The following is a 17206-nucleotide window of genomic DNA, read 5'->3' on the forward strand; positions in this document are numbered from 1 at the left end:
GATGCTGATCAGCGGCCTGCGTCACTTCCTGCTCGCGCTGCAGTTCTTCACGCGCGTGCCGGTGACCGGGCGGCTCGCGCAATGGGTCGGCTTCAGCCCGCAGATGCTGCGCTCGAGTGCAGCGCATTTTCCGGGCGTGGGCTGGCTGGTCGGCGGGGTCGCGGCAGCCGTGTTCGTTGCCGCGCAGACCGGCTTGCCCGGCGTCGCAGGCGCAGTGGTCGCGGCGCTGCTGAGCACCGTTGCCACGGTGCTGCTGACTGGCGCCTTCCATGAAGACGGCCTGGCCGACGTGGCCGACGGGCTGGGCGGCTCGGCCGACCGCGCACGGGCGCTGGAGATCATGAAGGACTCACGCATCGGCGCGTTCGGCGCGATCGCATTGGTGCTGGCGCTGGGACTGAAGATCGCACTGCTCGCCATGCTGGCCGGGCAGGCCGTCGAAGTGGCGGCCTGCGCCATCGTCAGCGCGCATGTGCTGTCGCGGCTGGCGCCCCTGTTCCTGATCCGCTGGCTGCCGTACGTGGGCGACAGCGGCGCCAGCAAGGCCAAGCCGCTGGCCGACGCAATCGGCGTGGGCGCCCTGTGGGTTGGTGTCTCGTGGTCGATTCCGGCTGTAGCGCCCGTGCTGCTCGCGCAAGGCGCGGTCAAGACGGCCGCCATGGTGCTGGCCTGCGCGCTTGCCACCGCCTTCATGGCGCGCCTGTTGCGGCGCCGGCTGCAGGGTTTTACCGGTGACGGACTCGGTGCCACGCAGCAGGTGTGCGAGCTGTCGATCTACCTCACGCTGGCGTGGCAGGCATGAAGCTCTGGCTGGTGCGCCATGCGCAGACCGACGCCGCCCCCGGCATCTGCTATGGCGTGACCGATGTGGGTGTGCCTGCCGACGCCACGCTGGCATTGGCGCAGCGCCTGGCGCCACTCATTCCGGCCGGCACCTCGCTGAGCTGCTCGCCTTTGCGGCGGTGTGCCGAGCTGGCGCAGGCCATCGCGGCGCTGCGGCCCGAACTGCTCGTGCGCGCCGACACGCGGCTGGCCGAGATGGATTTCGGCGCCTGGGAGGGTTGCGAGTGGGAGTCCATCGCGCGCACCGAATTCGACGGCTGGATCGGCAACTTTGCCGATGGTCGACCGGGCGGCACCGGCGAGAGCACGCGCCACCTGATGCAGCGCGTGCGGGATGCCTTCGACGAATGGCAGCTCTCGGGGCGCGATGCGGTCTGGGTCACGCATGCCGGCGTGATGCGGTCGGTGCAACTGCTGCAGCGCGGGGTGCTCAGCGTAGAGCGCGCCGATCAGTGGCCGGTCGCGCCGATCGCCTTCGGCGAAATCATCACGATCGAGCGGATTTAGCGGGCGCTGGCGTCTTGGGCTTGTAGTCGCAGTACGGCGCCACGGCGCATTGCCAGCACTGCGGCTTGCGCGCGATGCACACGTAGCGGCCATGCAGGATCAGCCAGTGGTGCGCATGCAGGCGGAATTCTGGCGGCACGCGCTTTTCGAGCTTGAGCTCGACCTCGAGCGGCGTCTTGCCCGGCGCCAACCCCGTGCGGTTGCCCACCCTGAAGATGTGCGTGTCGACCGCCATCGTCGGCTCGCCGAAGGCCACGTTGAGCACCACGTTGGCGGTCTTGCGGCCGACGCCGGGCAAGGCCTCCAGCTCGGCCCGCGTGCGCGGAACCTCGCCGCCATGCTGATCGATCAGCATGCGGCAGGCCTCGATCAGGTGCTTTGCCTTGCTGCGGTAGAGGCCGATGGTCTTGATGTAACTCTCCAGCCCTTCGACGCCCAGGTCGAAGATGGCCTGCGGCGTGTTCGCCACCGGGTAGAGCCTGCGCGTGGCCTTGTTCACGCCGACGTCGGTGGCCTGCGCAGAGAGCAGCACTGCGGCCAGCAGTTCGAACGGTGTGCTGTATTCGAGTTCGGTCTCGGGCGTCGGGTTGGCGGCCTGCAGGGTCGCAAAGAAGGGCGTGATGTCGGCTTTTTTCATGGGCTCAGTGCGCTGCTTCCAAGCGTCGGGCGGTGGTCTTGATGCCGTCGAAGATCGTGCCGGCAAGGTGCTCCGGAAAGCCGACCGGCAACTGCGCCTGCACGCTCTGGAGCACGCCCGGCAGTTGCGCGATCAATTCGTCGCAGAGCGCCTGCGCATCGCCCAGGCCGGCCAGCTTGGCGACGCCGTCCCAGTGTCGGGCCTCGATGTCCGCCAGGCCCCAGTGCGCGCTCTTGCTGCGCAAGGCCATCGCGAGCTTTGCCTTCTGCGGCGCGATCAGGTTGGCGCCCTGGCCGATCACGGGCCAGGCCGACAGCACGTCATAGAACGGCGTGAGCCGCAAGCCACCGCCGCGCTCCAGAAAGATCGAAAAGTTTTTCGCGTGGCCGTCCGTCGCAGCGAGCAGCCAGAACACCATCTGCGCCTTGACGAAGGCGCGTTTGTCGGCTGCGGCGTTGCTGCTGGCGTCCAGCACGCGCAGGATGTCGCGCATGCCGGGTCCACCATCGGCCTCGTACTTTTGCGAACCCGGCACGCCGAGCGCCTGGCAGAAGTCTTCCTGCGGCAGCCGGGTGATCCATTCGGCGTCGCTGCCCATGCCTTGCGGCGCCCGGTCGAAGCGCTGCACCACCAGCGCCTTGCGCGCGCCGAAGGTCGCGATCTCGCAATGCGCCGTGGGCAGGCCGAAGGCGCTCATCACGCGCGAGCAGAGCCATTCGTTCTCGACCGAGTCGCGCATGTCGGCCGACATGTTGCCGACCCGGCCGAGGGGCAGCTTGAGGATGTGGGTGGTCGGCGTGGCGTGCAGCGGGCGGAACCAGCGGCCCTCGCGCCGCAGCAGTGCGGTTTTCTCCTGTGCACCGGCGATGGCGATGCGGGGTGCAGGGCCGTCACGGTCGGTGGTCAGCGAGGCATCGATGACACGCTCGACACCCGCGTCGTCCAGTGGTTCGACGTCGATGCGTTCAAAGCCGGTGGGTTGCAGCCCGGGGGGCAACAGCTGGACTGCGCCGACACATTCGCGGCCCAGCGTGCTCAGCAAGTCGAAGGAATCGGCGCCCGTCATGGCGATCTGGCTCTGCAGCCTGCGCCGCATGTCTTCGCTGTCCGGCAACAGGTTGTCGAAGTAGCTCTGCACGACCGGGCCGGTTTGGGCAACGTTGTCTTGCGTCAGCGGCAACGAGAGCGACAACGGCGTCGCTTCGGCCGAGCCGGCCCAGGCGTCTGCGTACAGGAAGCGGTGCACGCCTTCGCGCACAGACCATTCGCCGACAACATTGCCGTTGCTCCAGGCGACCAGTGGTTTTGGATGTCGCGCGCCGCGGCTTTTTTTGGGGGAGCTCATGGGCCCGTATTCTGCGTTGCCGCTTCATTGGACAATACGGCTCCAGAAAGTGAGATGTCCATGCAATTCGCCTCCCGCCTCGACAACGTCGAAACCTCCGCCATCCGCGAACTCTTCAAGCTGCTGGGCACGCCCGGCATCATCAGCTTCGCCGGGGGCTTTCCGGACAGCGCGATGTTCGACGTCGAGGGCCTGAAAGAGGCCAGCAACAAGGCGTTGACCGAGGAGCCGGGCGGCGCGCTCCAGTACGGCGCCACCGAAGGCTACGAGCCGCTGCGCACCCAGCTCAGCGCCTTCATGAAGGGCAAGGGCGTCGATGTCGAGCCGAGTGGCCTGATCGTCACCACCGGCAGCCAGCAGGCGCTCGACCTGCTTGGCAAGACGCTGATCTCCCCCGGCGACAAGGTCATTGTGGAAGGCCCGACCTTCCTCGCAACCATCCAGTGCTTTCGCCTGTATGGCGCGCAACTGATCAGCGCGCCCATCGATGCCCACGGCGTGAAGACCGACGAACTCGAAAAACTCATTGCCGAACACAAGCCGAAGTTCGTCTACCTGATCCCGACCTTCGGCAACCCGAGCGGCGCGATGCTGAGCCTGGAACGCCGCAAGAAGGTGCTCGAGCTGGCTGTCAAGTACCAGACGCTGGTGGTGGAAGACGATCCCTACGGCGACCTGTACTTCGGCGAGGCGCCGCCGCCCTCGATCATGGCGTTGGCCAAGGACGTGCCGGGCGCGCGCGAGCTGGTCGCGCACTGCGGGTCGCTCAGCAAGGTGTTGAGCCCGGGCCTGCGCATCGGCTGGATGATCGCGCCGCCCGAACTGCTGGCCAAGGCCACCATGTGCAAGCAGTTCAGCGATGCGCACACCAGCACCTTCGCGCAGGCGACCGCTGCGCAGTACCTCAAGAGCGGCCGCATGCCGGCCACGCTGGCCAACGTGCGCAAGGTCTACGGCGAACGCGCGAAGGCGATGGGCGCGGCGCTCAAGCGCGAGCTCGGCGATGCGATTGCGTTCGAGCAACCGGGTGGCGGCCTGTTCTTCTGGGCGCGGCTCACGGGTGCGAACGGCAAGCTGGCCGATGCAAACGTGTTCGCCAAAAAAGCGATCGAACAGCTCGTGGCCTTCGTGCCCGGCGCGCCGTTCTTCGCCGAGAAGCCCGATGTGTCGACGCTTCGCCTGAGCTTTGCCACGGCCAACGTCGAGAAGATCGAAGAGGGCATCGCCCGGCTGGGCAAGGCGCTTTAAGGGGAGCGGTGCAGGCGCGGTGCCGACAGCAGCGCCAGGTTGTCGGCAATCGCGGTATCGACGTTGCGGTATTTCCCGGTGAGGCGCGACAAGGTCATGATGGTTTGAAGGGCCTTCAGGTCCTTCACGCTTGGCGCAACCTTGATCTGCGCGATCGCGGCGCTGGTGTTGCCGCCGTTGATGAGCGCCATCACCTTGCCTGCCCAGTCGTTTGCGCGTGCCATGTATTCACCTGCTTTCCGTTGAAGCATCGACTGTACACACGGCGTTAGGATCGACCATGCGCAAAACCTTTCAACTCCGCCCCGAAGGCAAGAACCCGGATCGCGTGCTCGAAGCGGTCAAACACGAGATCCGCAAGTACATCAAGCGTGAGCGTCGGCGCGTGCTGCCCGAAGGCGTGGACTACTGGGACTTCGACTGCAGGTTCGGCACCGCCGAAGAAGCTGCCGCCCCGGTGCACCTGAACGAGCTCACCAGCCTGATGGATGCGGTGGCGAAAGCCGCCGGCCCGCAGTTCTATGTGGAGATCCTGGCCAAGCACGGGCACCGCAAGGCTCGGCCCGCGGAGGCCGCTGCCGACCCCGACCCGCTACAGGCAGACCAGGGCACGGCTGCCTAGGCTGCCGGGAGGCGTGCGCTGGCCAGCGCCAGCCCGTGCCGTGCTTCCAACGGCTGCAGCGCGGCCGCGATCGAGGGGTGCAGGCGCACCCCGTTCTTTTTCTGCGCCTCGCGCCGAGCGAGGCCGGCCTGGCCGGGCAGCCGCACTGGCTTCGCGGCGTCGACCGGCGTGTTGCTGCGGCATTGCTTCGCCACGTGATCCATCTGGCGCAGGAAAGCGGCCTTGCCGCCGAACGCGTTCAGGTCGTGCAGCGTGATGTAGACAGTGGCACCCCAGCCCTCGGGCGGGTCGGCGCGGCCGTGGCCGGCGAGGCCGCCGGTCAGCGTGTCGACCAGCAGCGCCATGCCGTAGCCTTTGTGGCCGTGGCTCCGACCACCGACCGGAAGCAGCGTGCCGGGCGGCTGGTCGAACAGCACCTGAGGGTTGTTGCTTGGCTGGCCTTTCGCATCGATGAGCCACTCTTCGGCAAAGGTTTCGCCGGCTGCGCGCTTGCGGTTGCTCATGCCGTTGGTGGTGATGGAGGCCGAGATGTCGACCAGCACGCCGCCATCGGTGAGCGGAAAACCCATGGCCAGCGGGTTCGGCGTGAACACCGCCTGCGTGCCGCCGAACGGCGCGACGCTGGCCGTGTTGGGATCCGAGCAGGCCAGCAGCATCAGCATGTCCTCCTGCAGTGCGCGCAGCATGTAGACCGCCAGGCAGGCGATGTGGTGGCTGCGGCGGATGACGAGCGAGGCGGTGCCGAGTTCGCGCGCACGCGGCATGAGCATGTCCAAGCCCTGTTCGATGAGCCAGGGCCCGGGCAGGCGCAGGCCGTCCCAGAGCACGGCCGCAGGCCGATCGGACAGCACCGTGGGCGCGCCGTCGCGCGTCATGCCGCCCGATTCGAGTTCCTTCACATAGCCGGCCAGCAGCGCGAGGCCGTGGGTGTCGTGGCCCAGCAGGTCGCCTTCGACCAGCGTGCGCGCGACGGCACCGGCCATCGATGCGGCGAGGCCGGCCTTCTGCAGCAGCGCCTCGGCATAGTCGATCAGCGCATCGGGGCGGTAGAGCACAACGGATTCCTCGGTCATCGCACGATCTCCAGCAGGCGGTCGAGGCCTCCTTCGTTGATGGCCACCATGGCCTGTTCGCGCACCTTCGGCTTGGCGTGATAGGCGACCGATAGGCCGGCCTCGGCCATCATCGGCAGGTCGTTGGCGCCGTCGCCCACGGCAATAGTCTCGGCCGGCGAGACGCCGAGCAGCGAAGCCACTTCGAGCAGGGTGCGGCGCTTTTCGGCGCCGTCGCAGATGTCGCCCCACGACTGCACGACAACGCGGCCGGTGAGTTTTCCATCGGCCTCGTCGAGCAGGTTGGAGCGCGCGAAGTCGATGCCCAGGCGTTCCTTCACGCGATTGGCAAAGAAAGTGAAGCCGCCCGACACGAGCAGCACCTTGAGTCCGGCCGCCTTGCAGGCCGCGACCAGTTCGGCCGCGCCGGGGTTCAGGCGCAGGCGTTCGTCGTACACCTGCTGCAGCGACGCGACCGGCACGCCTTCGAGCAGCGCGACGCGGCGGCGCAGGCTTTCCTTGAAGTCCTTGATCTCGCCGCGCATGGTGGCCTCGGTGATCGCCGCCACCTCGGCCTTCTTGCCGACCGCATCGGCGATCTCGTCGATGCACTCGATGTTGATCAGCGTCGAGTCCATGTCGAACGCGATCAGCTTGAAGTCGGCGAGTTGCAGCGGCGGGGCAAAGCGCTGGACGACCAGGCCGGGAGCGAATTCAGAGGGGCTCATGCGGGCATCGGTTCCTGTACTTTGGGTTGGCCCAGGCTGCGCAGCACGTCGCGCACCATCTGCGCCCGGTCTTTGGGTTCTTTCAGTTCGCGCTCGATGCGCAGCTTCTCGTTGCCGGCCAGCTTGATGTGCTTGTTCTTCTGGATCAGGCTGATGATGTTCATCGCGTCGATCGGCGGGTCTTTCCTGAAGGTGATGTGGATCACGCCCGGTGCCGCATCGACCTTGACCACGCCATAGGGCCGTGCCAGCACGCGCAGGCGGTGCACGTCGATCAGCGTTTGCGCCTGCGGCGGCAGCTTGCCGAAGCGATCGACGATCTCCTCGAGCAGGATGTCGATCTGGTCGGGCGTCTTCGCGGTCGCGAGTTTCTTGTAGAACGACAGGCGCAGATGCACGTCGCCACAGTAGTCGTCGGGCAGCAGGGCGGGTGCGTGCAGGTTGATCTCGGTCGTCGCGCTGAGCGGGGAGAGCAGGTCGGGCTCCTGCCCGGCCTTGAGTGCGCGCACCGCCTCGCCCAGCATCTCGTTGTAGAGCTGGAAGCCGATCTCCATCATATTGCCGCTCTGACTTTCGCCGAGCACCTCGCCGGTGCCGCGGATCTCGAGGTCGTGCATCGCGAGGTAGAAGCCCGAGCCGAGTTCTTCCATCTGCTGGATCGCTTCGAGCCGCTGCGAGGCGTGCTTGGTCAGCCCCTCGATGTCGGGCACCATGAGGTAGGCATAGGCCTGGTGATGGCTGCGGCCGACCCGGCCACGCAGCTGGTGCAACTGCGCCAGGCCGAACTTGTCGGCGCGGCTCATCACGATGGTGTTGGCGGTCGGCACGTCGATGCCGGTCTCAATGATGGTCGAGCACAGGAGGATGTTGTAGCGCTGCGCCACGAAGTCGCGCATCACGCGCTCCAGCTCGCGCTCGGGCATCTGGCCGTGCGCCACCGCAATGCGCGCCTCGGGCAGGATCTCTTCGAGCTTCTGCCGCCGGTTCTGGATGGTCTCGACCTCGTTGTGCAGGAAGTAGACCTGGCCGCCGCGCTTCAGCTCGCGCAGCACGGCTTCGCGGATCACGCCGTTGCCCTCGGTGCGCACGAAGGTCTTGATGGCGAGGCGACGCTGCGGCGCGGTCGCGATCACACTCAGGTCGCGCAGGCCTTCGAGCGCCATGCCCAGCGTGCGCGGAATCGGCGTTGCAGTGAGCGTGAGCACGTCGACCTCGGCGCGCATCGCCTTCATCGCCTCCTTGTGGCGCACGCCGAAGCGGTGCTCTTCGTCGATGATCAGCAAGCCGAGGTTCTTGAACTGGATCGACGGCGACAGCAGCTTGTGCGTGCCGACCACGATGTCGATGGTGCCGTCGCCCAGCCCCCTGGCCGCCGCGGTGATCTCCTTGGCCGAGCGGAAACGGCTCATCTCGGCGATCTTCACCGGCCACTTGCCGAAGCGGTCGACCAGCGTCTGGTAGTGCTGCTCGGCCAGCAGCGTGGTCGGTGCGAGGAACGCTACCTGCTTGCCGCCGGTTACGGCGATGAAGGCAGCGCGCAGTGCGACTTCGGTCTTGCCGAAACCCACGTCGCCGCACACCAGCCGGTCCATCGGCTGCGGCGAGATCATGTCCTGAATCACGGCATGGATGGCGGCCTTCTGGTCGGCCGTCTCCTCGAAGCCGAAGTCGTTGGAGAAGGTCTCGTAGTCGTGCGGCGAGTAGCGGAAGGCATGGCCTTCGCGCGCGGCGCGGCGCGCGTAGATATTGAGCAGCTCGGCGGCCGAATCGCGCACCTGCTCGGCGGCCTTGCGCTTGGCCTTTTCCCACTGGCCGGAGCCGAGCTTGTGCAGCGGTGCCTCGTCGGCACTCACGCCGGTGTAGCGGCTTACCAGGTGGAGCTGGCTCACCGGCACGTAGAGCGTGGCCTTGTCGGCGTATTCGAGGTGCAGCATTTCCTGCAGCACGGGCGTGCCGTCAGCGTTCTTGCCCTGACCCAGATCCATGTTGATCAGGCCGCGGTAACGGCCGATGCCGTGCGCGGAGTGCACGACGGGGTCGCCGATGTTGAGCTCGCTCAAGTCCTTGATCAGCGCCTCGACGTCGCTGACCTGTTCCTGCTTCTTGTTGCGGCGCCGCGTGGTGGGCGCGCTCGCGAACAGCTCGGTTTCGGTGACCAGGTCGATGCCGCCTTCGAGCCAGGCGAAACCCGAGGCCAGCGCCGCGGTGGCGATGCCGATGCGTTCGCCGCCATCGGCTTCGAACTCGGCCAGCGAATCGAAGGCCGGCGGGCTGACGCCGCTTGCGCGCAGGAAGTCGAGCAGGCTCTCGCGCCGCCCGGCGCTTTCGGCCAGCAGCAGCACGCGCTGCTGAGTGTTGCGCAGGTGATCCTTCAGCCGGGTCAGCGGGTCTTCGGCGCCGCGCACCACGGCCATCGGCGGCAGCACGTCGAATTCGGCGAACGGCGCAGCTTCGGCTGCGGCGCCGCGCAGCGCGAGCTGGGCATGCGGTTTGGCGCAAGCGTAGAACTGCTCCGCATTGAGGAACAGCGCCTCCGGCGGCAGCGCCGGCCGTTCGGGGTCGCCCTGCACCAGCCGATAGCGCTCGCGGGTGTCCTGCCAGAAATGCCGGAACGCGGGTTCCAGGTCGCCGTGCAGCACCACCGTGGCGTCGGCGCCGAGGTAGTCGAACACGGTGGCCGTTTCTTCGAAGAACAGCGGCAGGTAGTACTCGATGCCGGCGGTGGCGACACCGTTGCCCATGTCCTTGTAGATGCGGCTTTTGGTCGGGTCGCCCTCGAGCAGTTCGCGCCAGCGGCCGCGGAAACGGGCGCGCGCGTCGTCGTCCATCGGAAACTCGCGGCCCGGCAGCAGGCGCACTTCGGGCACCGGGTACAGGCTGCGCTGGGTGTCGGGGTCGAAGGTGCGGATCGAATCGATCTCGTCGTCGAACAGGTCGACGCGAAATGGCTGGGTCGAACCCATCGGGAACAGGTCTATCAGGCCGCCGCGCACCGCGTACTCGCCCGGGCTCACCACCTGCGTGACATGGCTGTAGCCGGCCAGCGTGAGCTGGGCCTTGAGCTTCGATTCCTGAAGCTTCTGCCGGGTCTTGAAGTGGAAGGTATAGCCGGCCAGGAAGGCGGGTGGCGCCAGCCGGTAGAGCGCGGTCGTGGCCGGCACTAGTACCAGGTCGGCGTCGTGCTGGCTGATGCGCCACAGCGTGGCGAGGCGCTCGCTGATCAAGTCCTGGTGCGGCGAGAAGCTGTCGTAGGGCAGCGTCTCCCAGTCGGGGAACAGCGCGCAGCGCAGCCCGGGCGCAAAGAAGGTCAGCTCGTCGAGCAGCCGTTGCGCGTCGTTGGCATCGGCGGTGAACACCGCCACCGCGCGGCCCGCGAGCTTTTCGCGTTCGGCGAGCCGGGCCAGCAGCAGGGCGTCGGCGGAAGAGGGCGGCCGCGGGAGCGTGAAACGTTTGCCGGCGACGAGGGGAGGGAGAACCATGGCTTTGTGCAGACAATGCAGAACACCCCGCGCCGGCTGGCGAGGGGTGTGCAAGGCCAATTCTAGAATGGCGCCCCAATCGCCGCTTCGCCCATGCCCCAATCCCGTGCCCGCCTGTTTGTCGTGATTCCCTGCGCGGGCAACGGCAGCCGTTCGGGCAGCCGCGAGCCGAAGCAATACCGGCCGATCGCGGGCAAGGCGATGGTGGCGCACACGGTCGCGGTGTTTCGCGCGCTGGCCGGCCAGCTCGCCGGCCTGACGCTGGTGGTGTCGCCTGGCGACGAAGCGGTGCACGCCGCGTTGCCCGACTTTCCGCGCGTCGGCGAGCGGCTGCTGCTCGAAGGCGGCGCCACGCGGTCTGCGACGGTGCTGGCCGGCTTGCGGGCGTTGCGCGCCGAGGGCGCAGCGGATGCCGACTGGGCACTGGTGCACGACGCAGCGCGCTGCCTGGTCACGCCGGAACAAGTCGGGGCCCTGATCGCCGCCTGCGAGCACGACGCTGTAGGCGGGCTGCTTGCACATCGACTCGCCGACACGCTCAAGTCCGCAGGCCCGGACGGCCGTGTGGCCGCAACGCTCGATCGCGGCGACAAATGGCTGGCCCAAACGCCGCAGATGTTCCGCGTCGGCGCGCTGATCGACGCGCTGGAGCGCGCCGGCGAGGGCGTGACCGACGAAGCCGGCGCGATCGAGGCGATCGGCCTGGCACCGCTGCTGGTGCCCGGCAGCGCACAGAACTTCAAACTCACCTACCCGGAAGACTTCGCACTGGCGGAAGCCGTGCTGAAGGGGCGCACCGCACCATGACCACAGGCTTTCCATTCCGCATCGGCGAGGGTTGGGACGTGCACCAGCTTGTGGCCGGCCGCAAGCTGATCCTCGGCGGCGTCGAGATTCCGCACGTGACCGGCCTGCTCGGCCACTCCGACGCCGATGTGCTGCTGCACGCGATCACCGATGCGCTGCTCGGGGCGGCGGCGCTGGGCGACATCGGCCGGCACTTTCCCGACACGGATCCCGACTTTCGCGGCGCCGATTCGGTCGCGCTGCTGGCGGAGGCTGCGCGCCGCGTGCGCGCGCAGGGCTGGCAGATCGGCAATGTCGACAGTACCGTGATCGCGCAGGCGCCGAAGCTTGCGCCCCATATCGCGGCCATGTGCGCGCGCATTGCAGAGGCGCTGCGCATCGAGCCGGGCCAGGTCAATGTGAAGGCCAAGACCGCCGAGAAGCTCGGGCCGGTCGGTGAGGGTCGTGCGATGGAAGCACGCGCCACCGTGCTGCTGTTCCGCTAGCTGCGGCCTGCTATTTGCCTTGGGGCGCCGAGGGTCTGACGCCAGCCGCGCGGGGCATCCGGATGTGCGCCGCGAGGCCGCGACCGGGGGTGCTGGTGAGCGCGAAAGTGCCGCCCATGCGGTCGATGTTCTTGGCCACGATCGACAGGCCCAGCCCGGCGCCCGCGGCCGAAGTCCGTGCTGCGTCGCCCCGAAAGAATGGCTTGGTCAGTTGCGACAGCAGCGCAGGCGCCACGCCGGCGCCATGGTCGCGCACCTTGATCAGCACCGCGTCGTTGTGCGCCTGGGCCTGGATGTTGATTTCGGCCACGCCGCTGGCGGGCGATTTGCCGTAGCGCCGTGCGTTCTCGACCAGGTTGGAGATCACGCGCGTGAGTTCGACCTCGTCGGCCATCACGGCCAGGTCGGACGCCACATCGACCTTGATCTTCACGTCCTCGTGATCCTGCACCGCGTACGTGCAGGCGTCGATCACGTCGCGCAGGAGCACCGGCTTGAAATCCACGTGGTCGGGGCGCGCGTAGTCGAGGAACTTGTCGATGATGGCGTCGAGCTGCGCGATGTCGGCTGCCATGTGGTTGCGCGCGTCTTCGTCTTCCACGCTCATCTCGGTTTCGAGCCGCAGCCGCGCCAGCGGCGTGCGCAGGTCGTGCGAGATTCCGGCCAGCATGATGGCCCGATCCTGCTCGATCTTGGCAAGCTGGTCGGCCATGCGGTTGAAACCGATGTTCACCGCGCGAATTTCGTTGGTGCGCGCGCGCTCGTCGAGCCGGTGCGCCTCATACTCGCCGTCGCGCACCTCGCGTGCGGCGCGCGAGAGCTGGCTCAGCGGCCGGTTGATGAAGCGTGTGATGAGTGCCGCACCGGTCAGCGAGAGCGCCATCGCCGTGATCAGCCACACCAGCCAGGTGCGGCCGCCGACGCGGCTGAAGCGGGTCGGGTCGAGCAGCAGCCAGTAGTTGTCGCTTTCGATGGTGAAGCCGATCCAGAGACCCGGCTCGTTGTTCACGCGGCTCGCGACGTTGGTGCCTTCACCGAGCTGGTCGATCAGTTCTTCGGTCACGCGTTGGTCGAGCGCGCCAGTGGTGTAGGGCTCGAAGCGGTCGTTGGGCTCGCGCGGCAGGATGCGCACGCCTTCCTGGTCGGCCAGCGTCTTGATCAGCGACACGCGGGTGATCGCGTCCGAGTACACCAGCGCAGCACGGGTCAGGTTGACCAGCGAGGCAATCTGGTGCGCGGTCTGGATCGCGCGCGGCTCGTACTCGAGCTGGCGGAACGTCTGTAGCCAGGCCACCGTGCTGCCGATCAGCAGCAGGGCGAGCAGGAAAAAGGTGCGCCAGAAGAGGCTGAAGCCGAGCTTGAGTCGCCTGCGGTTCCTGCTGGCGCTGCTGCCTTCGAGCGGGCTCGGCAACGTCAGCTGCGAGCTGTCCTCGGCCAGCGGGCTCGGCTGCGTCGTCTGGGGGCCGAACGCAGTGGACACCGGGTTCAGGTCGTGCCGTCCGGCACGAACACGTAGCCGACGCCCCACACCGTCTGGATGTAGCGCGGTGCCGCGGCATCGGACTCGACCAGCTTGCGCAACCGCGAGATCTGTACGTCAAGGCTGCGGTCGAACGGTTCAAACTCGCGGCCGCGGGCCAATTGGGCCAGCTTCTCGCGCGACAGCGGCTGGCGCGGATGGCGCACCAGCGCCTTCAGCATCGCGAACTCGCCGGTGGTCAGCGAGAGCTCTTCGCCGTCCTTGCGCAAGGTGCGCGAGCCGAGGTCGAAGTTGAAAGGGCCGAAGCTCACGGTTTCGTTGTCGGTTGAAGGGGCACCAGGCGCTTCGAGTGGCGGACGGCGGCGCAGCACGGCGTGCACCCGCGCCAGCAGTTCGCGCGGATTAAACGGCTTGCCGAGGTAGTCGTCGGCGCCGACCTCAAGGCCGACGATGCGGTCGACGTCTTCGCCTTTGGCGGTGAGCATGATGATCGGCGTGCGGTCGTTGGCGGCACGCAGGCGGCGGCAAACCGAGAGGCCGTCTTCGCCGGGCATCATCAGGTCGAGCACGATCAAATCGACCGTGTCACGCAGCAAGATGCGGTTGAGCGCCTTGCCGTCTTCCGCGACGATCACTTCAAAACCTTCTTGCGTGAGGTAGCGGCGCAGCAGGTCGCGAATGCGGGCGTCGTCGTCGACGATGACGATCTTGTCTGTACGGGCAGGGACTTGATTCATTTCAACAACACTGAATTTGTAACAACGCCAATTCTGAATGCGTTGGTACGCTATTGAGCGGCTTTCGCTGCTGCGTTGACACTAAGTTACAAAACTTGCGGCCGCTCGCTTTAGCGCCACCATGGCGCCATGGTGGGGTGGCAGAGTGCATTGGTAACGACTGTCATCTGCAATGCGATTTACCTTCCGTACCCTGCCTCTCGTGCTTGCCTGTGTCTGCGCACCGCTGTGGGCAGCGCCCGAAGGCTACCTGCGAATCAGCGATCAGCAGCGCAATGAAGTGCGCGGTGCGGTCGATGCGCACCGCGCCGCGCGGCGTGACGAGGTGCAGCGCGAAGACGCCGCAGCCGGTCGGCGTCTGACGGCTGCCGAGCGGCTCGAGTTGCGCGAGCAACTGCGGCGCCAGTGGCGGGAGTCGTCGGCCACGCTGCATTCGGCAGAATCGCGACCGGCCGAACGCATGGCACCGGTGCCGGTCGCCGACGCCGTGCCGTCGCGGCCCGCAGCGCGCAGCCAGCGCCCGTGAGTCGGGTGCCCCTGGGGCACGGGCCTTCCTTTTCTCCGAAAGACTTGATTTGAATGCTATTAAATTCGTGGCGTCCTGCGCGCTGTTGGCAGGCGCGGGCGCCGCTTTTGCCCAGAATCCGCCGCCGCAGAACGTGCTGCAGTTGTCGGCCAGCGGCACGGTCGAGGTGCAGCAGGATCTGCTCAGCATGACGTTGTCCACCACGCGCGACGGCACGGACGCCGCCGCCGTGCAGAGTCAGGTCAAGACGGCGCTCGATACCGCACTGACCGAGGCACGCAAGACCGCCCAACCCGGCCAGCTCGACGTGCGCACCGGGAATTTCAGCCTGGTACCGCGCTACACCCGTGAGGGCAAGATCAACGGCTGGCAGGGCTCGACCGAGCTGGTGCTCGAGGGCCGCGACTTCCCGCGCATCACCCAGGCCGCCGGGCGCATCACCACGCTCAATGTCGGCAACGTCGGCTTCGCCCTGAGCCGGGAGCAGCGCACCAAGGTCGAGGTCGAAGCCCAGACGATCGCGATCGACGCGTTCAAGCAGAAGGCCGGCGAACTTGCCAAGGGCTTCGGCTTCGGCGGCTACACGCTGCGCGAGGTGTCGGTCAATTCGAGCCAGGGCGACATCGGCCGGCCACGCATGATGGCGGCGCAGGCCAAATCGCTCTCGTCCGATGCGGCAGTGCCGGTCGAGGCCGGCAAGACCAGCGTAGTCGTCAACGTCTCCGGCTCAGTCCAACTGAAGTAAACAGCAGACACCGGTAAGCAGCTGCCACCGACCCCTTCGCGCAACACAGCGGAACCGGCTCCGCCGGGCCGCTGGTGTTGCCCCCGGTCAGGGGGAAGGCGAAGCGACACGCAGTGCGCGAAGCCTGGGGGCGAGCAACATCTACTGCGCTGTCCAGCCGCCATCCATGGCCCAGGCCACGCCGCGGACTTGGTCGGCGGCAGGCGAGCACAGGAAAACCGCCAGGCCGCCCAGTTGCTCCACGGTCGTGAACTGCAGCGAAGGCTGTTTCTCGCCGAGCAATTCGTTCTGGGCCTGCAGTGCCGAAATGCCTTCGCGCGCGGCGCGGTCGTCGATCTGCTTTTGAACCAGTTGTGTCAGCACCCAGCCCGGACAGATCGCATTGCTCGTGATGCCCGTGGTCGCGGTTTCGAGCGCGACCGACTTCGTGAACCCGACGATGCCGTGCTTGGCCGCGACGTAAGCCGACTTCTGGGCCGAAGCGACCAGGCCGTGCGCCGAGGCGACATTGATGATGCGGCCCCAGTTGGCCGCGCGCATTGCCGGCACCGCGAGCCGCGTGGTGTGAAAGGCGCTGGTGAGGTTGATCGCGATGACGGCGTCCCAGCGCTCGGGTGGAAAGTCTTCCACCTTCGCCACATGCTGGATGCCGGCGTTGTTGACCAGGATGTCGACGCGGCCGAACTTCGAGGCCGCGAACTTCATCATGTCCTCGATCTGCCCGGGCTTGCTCATGTCGGCGCCGTGATACGTGGCCTGCACGCCCAGCCCGGTGATCTCGGCCTGCGGGCCTTCGGCGTCGCCGAAACCGTTGAGAACAAGATTTGCACCCTGTTGTGCAAGTGCCTTGGCAATGGCCAGGCCGATCCCGCTGGTGGAACCTGTAACGAGGGCGGTTTTGCCTTTGAGCATAGGGGTGAATCTCCGAATGAATTAGGATGCAATGCGACCATTATCCGCAGTCGCAACGGTGCCTCTCGCAGCCGGATCGGCTTCTTCTCATGACTGAACCCACCCTTCATTTCACCCCCTGCGAAGATGCCGCCGGCGGCCATCGCATGGCCTGGTGGCATTGGGGTGACGCGGCCGCTTCACGCGTGGTGGTTTGCGTGCACGGGCTGACGCGGCAGGGCCGCGATTTCGACGAACTGGCCAAGGCACTGGTGGTGCGCGCCGGCGGCAGCGTGCGCGTGGTGTGCCCCGACGTGGTCGGGCGCGGGCAGAGCGACTGGCTGCGCGATCCCGCCGGCTACCAGATCCCGTTCTATGCGGCCGACATGCTGGCGCTGCTGGCGCAATTGCACCGGGAGCAGCCGATCGCCACGCTCGACTACGTGGGTACCAGCATGGGCGGGCTGATCGGCATGGTGCTTGCAGGAAATCGGAAACTGCCGCTGCCGGCCCCGATACGCCGGCTGGTGCTCAACGATGTCGGCCCGGCGCTCGATCCCGATGCGCTGCGCCGCATCGGCGCTTACGTGGGGCAAAGTGGTCGCTATGCGTCGATGGCCGATGCGGCTGCCGCGCTGTGGTCGCTCTCGGCCATGTTCGGCCCGCATACTTCCGCGCAATGGGCCGAACTCTCGCGCCACATGGTGGCGCCGTCCGCGCAACGCAATGCCGATGGCAGCGGCAAGGTCGACGCCGAGGCCGAGCCGGGCGATGGCCCGTTCGTCCTGCACTACGACCCGGCGATTGCCGTGCCCCTGCGCGCGTTCACTGCCGAATCGACGGCCCAGGCCGAAACCGTGATGTGGGCGCTGTATGACGCGATCAAGGCGCAGACCCTGCTGCTGCGCGGCGCGCAATCGGACTTGCTGCGCCCGGCCACGGCGGCGGCCATGACGCAGCGTGGGCCCCGCGCCACGCTGGTCGAGTTCGAAGGCGTGGGCCACGCACCGACCCTGGTCGCACCGGATCAATACGGCGCCATCACCTCTTTTCTGTTTTCCCCGTGAAGCGTGA

Annotated in this window: 18 protein-coding genes; 9 read left to right on the forward strand and 9 right to left on the reverse strand. The window is 67.2% G+C overall.

The features are described from left to right. Positions 1-7 precede the first annotated feature (7 nt). Together ACSFA8_RS13420 and ACSFA8_RS13425 are read left to right on the forward strand one after the other, a co-directional pair. Positions 8-802 (forward strand): adenosylcobinamide-GDP ribazoletransferase, encoded by a 795-nt coding sequence (locus ACSFA8_RS13420; RefSeq protein ID WP_435480215.1) that lies wholly within the window; start codon positions 8-10, stop codon positions 800-802. After that, positions 799-1350 (forward strand): histidine phosphatase family protein, encoded by a 552-nt coding sequence (locus tag ACSFA8_RS13425; protein ID WP_435480012.1) that lies wholly within the window; start codon positions 799-801, stop codon positions 1348-1350. Before ACSFA8_RS13420 ends, ACSFA8_RS13425 begins: the two co-directional genes overlap by 4 nt. On the opposite strand, the gene nth is transcribed toward ACSFA8_RS13425, so the two are convergent. Then, a complete protein-coding gene (nth, locus tag ACSFA8_RS13430; RefSeq protein WP_435480013.1) occupies positions 1331-1987 on the reverse strand; it encodes an endonuclease III in 657 nt (218 codons plus the stop codon). The genes ACSFA8_RS13425 and nth overlap by 20 nt on opposite strands. A gap of 4 nt (positions 1988-1991) precedes the next feature. Then, positions 1992-3332 carry a type II toxin-antitoxin system HipA family toxin gene (locus tag ACSFA8_RS13435; RefSeq protein ID WP_435480014.1) on the reverse strand — a complete coding sequence of 447 codons (1341 nt, stop codon included), beginning with the start codon at positions 3330-3332 and terminating at the stop codon, positions 1992-1994. Between the two features lie 60 nt (positions 3333-3392). Here ACSFA8_RS13435 and ACSFA8_RS13440 point away from each other — a divergent pair, with 60 nt between their 5' ends. Then, positions 3393-4580 (forward strand): aminotransferase-like domain-containing protein, encoded by a 1188-nt coding sequence (locus ACSFA8_RS13440; protein WP_435480015.1) that lies wholly within the window; start codon positions 3393-3395, stop codon positions 4578-4580. Here ACSFA8_RS13440 and ACSFA8_RS13445 read toward each other — a convergent pair. Next, positions 4577-4804, reverse strand: coding sequence for a hypothetical protein (locus tag ACSFA8_RS13445; RefSeq protein ID WP_286543443.1), 228 nt, complete (start codon positions 4802-4804; stop codon positions 4577-4579). The two genes, ACSFA8_RS13440 and ACSFA8_RS13445, sit on opposite strands and share 4 nt — an antisense overlap. A gap of 56 nt (positions 4805-4860) precedes the next feature. On the opposite strand from ACSFA8_RS13445, the gene ACSFA8_RS13450 reads away from it, so the two are divergent. Then, positions 4861-5202, forward strand: coding sequence for a DUF6172 family protein (locus ACSFA8_RS13450; RefSeq protein WP_435480016.1), 342 nt, complete (start codon positions 4861-4863; stop codon positions 5200-5202). Here ACSFA8_RS13450 and ACSFA8_RS13455 read toward each other — a convergent pair. The 3 genes from ACSFA8_RS13455 to mfd are packed head-to-tail and all read right to left on the reverse strand — an operon-like array spanning position 5199 to position 10461. Further along, the gene (locus ACSFA8_RS13455) at positions 5199-6275 is read right to left on the reverse strand and encodes an Ldh family oxidoreductase (protein ID WP_435480017.1); all 1077 of its coding nucleotides are present in this window, start codon (positions 6273-6275) and stop codon (positions 5199-5201) included. The two genes, ACSFA8_RS13450 and ACSFA8_RS13455, sit on opposite strands and share 4 nt — an antisense overlap. Beyond that, positions 6272-6982: a phosphoserine phosphatase SerB gene (gene serB, locus ACSFA8_RS13460; protein ID WP_435480018.1), complete on the reverse strand. Its 711-nt coding sequence runs from the start codon at positions 6980-6982 to the stop codon at positions 6272-6274. Before serB ends, ACSFA8_RS13455 begins: the two co-directional genes overlap by 4 nt. Continuing rightward, complete coding sequence (mfd, locus tag ACSFA8_RS13465) at positions 6979-10461, reverse strand: transcription-repair coupling factor (RefSeq protein WP_435480019.1); 3483 nt, start codon at positions 10459-10461, stop codon at positions 6979-6981. Before mfd ends, serB begins: the two co-directional genes overlap by 4 nt. A gap of 93 nt (positions 10462-10554) precedes the next feature. On the opposite strand from mfd, the gene ispD reads away from it, so the two are divergent. Next, the gene (gene ispD / locus ACSFA8_RS13470) at positions 10555-11268 is read left to right on the forward strand and encodes a 2-C-methyl-D-erythritol 4-phosphate cytidylyltransferase (protein WP_435480020.1); all 714 of its coding nucleotides are present in this window, start codon (positions 10555-10557) and stop codon (positions 11266-11268) included. Then, the gene (gene ispF / locus ACSFA8_RS13475) at positions 11265-11753 is read left to right on the forward strand and encodes a 2-C-methyl-D-erythritol 2,4-cyclodiphosphate synthase (protein WP_435480021.1); all 489 of its coding nucleotides are present in this window, start codon (positions 11265-11267) and stop codon (positions 11751-11753) included. The genes ispD and ispF overlap by 4 nt, the downstream gene beginning before the upstream one ends. Before the next feature lie 10 nt (positions 11754-11763). Here ispF and ACSFA8_RS13480 read toward each other — a convergent pair whose 3' ends face one another. Next, positions 11764-13164, reverse strand: a complete 1401-nt coding sequence (locus ACSFA8_RS13480) for a sensor histidine kinase (protein ID WP_435480216.1) — start codon at positions 13162-13164, stop codon at positions 11764-11766. Between the two features lie 74 nt (positions 13165-13238). Next, complete coding sequence (gene ompR, locus ACSFA8_RS13485; RefSeq protein WP_435480022.1) at positions 13239-13970, reverse strand: osmolarity response regulator transcription factor OmpR; 732 nt, start codon at positions 13968-13970, stop codon at positions 13239-13241. A 202-nt stretch (positions 13971-14172) separates the two neighbouring features. On the opposite strand from ompR, the gene ACSFA8_RS13490 reads away from it, so the two are divergent. Both ACSFA8_RS13490 and ACSFA8_RS13495 read left to right on the forward strand, forming a co-directional pair. Then, positions 14173-14496, forward strand: a complete 324-nt coding sequence (locus ACSFA8_RS13490) for a hypothetical protein (RefSeq protein WP_435480023.1) — start codon at positions 14173-14175, stop codon at positions 14494-14496. A gap of 49 nt (positions 14497-14545) precedes the next feature. Further along, complete coding sequence (locus ACSFA8_RS13495) at positions 14546-15241, forward strand: SIMPL domain-containing protein (RefSeq protein ID WP_435480024.1); 696 nt, start codon at positions 14546-14548, stop codon at positions 15239-15241. Between the two features lie 141 nt (positions 15242-15382). On the opposite strand, the gene ACSFA8_RS13500 is transcribed toward ACSFA8_RS13495, so the two are convergent. After that, positions 15383-16153 carry a 3-hydroxybutyrate dehydrogenase gene (locus ACSFA8_RS13500; RefSeq protein WP_435480025.1) on the reverse strand — a complete coding sequence of 257 codons (771 nt, stop codon included), beginning with the start codon at positions 16151-16153 and terminating at the stop codon, positions 15383-15385. An 89-nt stretch (positions 16154-16242) separates the two neighbouring features. Here ACSFA8_RS13500 and ACSFA8_RS13505 point away from each other — a divergent pair, with 89 nt between their 5' ends. Further along, positions 16243-17199 carry an alpha/beta fold hydrolase gene (locus ACSFA8_RS13505; protein WP_435480026.1) on the forward strand — a complete coding sequence of 319 codons (957 nt, stop codon included), beginning with the start codon at positions 16243-16245 and terminating at the stop codon, positions 17197-17199. Positions 17200-17206: the final 7 nt, after the last annotated feature.

This window comes from Variovorax nitratireducens, from assembly GCF_051216545.1.
Lineage (GTDB): Bacteria > Pseudomonadota > Gammaproteobacteria > Burkholderiales > Burkholderiaceae_C > Variovorax.

Bases quoted from the DNA above. Each gene is read 5' to 3' on its own strand.
- nth (WP_435480013.1), bottom strand. From the start codon at position 1,987: ATGAAAAAAGCCGACATCACGCCCTTCTTTGCGACCCTGCAGGCCGCC.
- ACSFA8_RS13500 (WP_435480025.1), bottom strand. From the start codon at position 16,153: ATGCTCAAAGGCAAAACCGCCCTCGTTACAGGTTCCACCAGCGGGATC.
- ispF (WP_435480021.1), top strand. From the start codon at position 11,265: ATGACCACAGGCTTTCCATTCCGCATCGGCGAGGGTTGGGACGTGCAC.
- ACSFA8_RS13455 (WP_435480017.1), bottom strand. From the start codon at position 6,275: ATGACCGAGGAATCCGTTGTGCTCTACCGCCCCGATGCGCTGATCGAC.
- ACSFA8_RS13445 (WP_286543443.1), bottom strand. From the start codon at position 4,804: ATGGCACGCGCAAACGACTGGGCAGGCAAGGTGATGGCGCTCATCAAC.
- ompR (WP_435480022.1), bottom strand. From the start codon at position 13,970: ATGAATCAAGTCCCTGCCCGTACAGACAAGATCGTCATCGTCGACGAC.
- ACSFA8_RS13440 (WP_435480015.1), top strand. From the start codon at position 3,393: ATGCAATTCGCCTCCCGCCTCGACAACGTCGAAACCTCCGCCATCCGC.
- ACSFA8_RS13450 (WP_435480016.1), top strand. From the start codon at position 4,861: ATGCGCAAAACCTTTCAACTCCGCCCCGAAGGCAAGAACCCGGATCGC.
- ACSFA8_RS13435 (WP_435480014.1), bottom strand. From the start codon at position 3,332: ATGAGCTCCCCCAAAAAAAGCCGCGGCGCGCGACATCCAAAACCACTG.
- serB (WP_435480018.1), bottom strand. From the start codon at position 6,982: ATGAGCCCCTCTGAATTCGCTCCCGGCCTGGTCGTCCAGCGCTTTGCC.
- ACSFA8_RS13505 (WP_435480026.1), top strand. From the start codon at position 16,243: ATGACTGAACCCACCCTTCATTTCACCCCCTGCGAAGATGCCGCCGGC.
- ACSFA8_RS13425 (WP_435480012.1), top strand. From the start codon at position 799: ATGAAGCTCTGGCTGGTGCGCCATGCGCAGACCGACGCCGCCCCCGGC.
- ispD (WP_435480020.1), top strand. From the start codon at position 10,555: ATGCCCCAATCCCGTGCCCGCCTGTTTGTCGTGATTCCCTGCGCGGGC.
- mfd (WP_435480019.1), bottom strand. From the start codon at position 10,461: ATGGTTCTCCCTCCCCTCGTCGCCGGCAAACGTTTCACGCTCCCGCGG.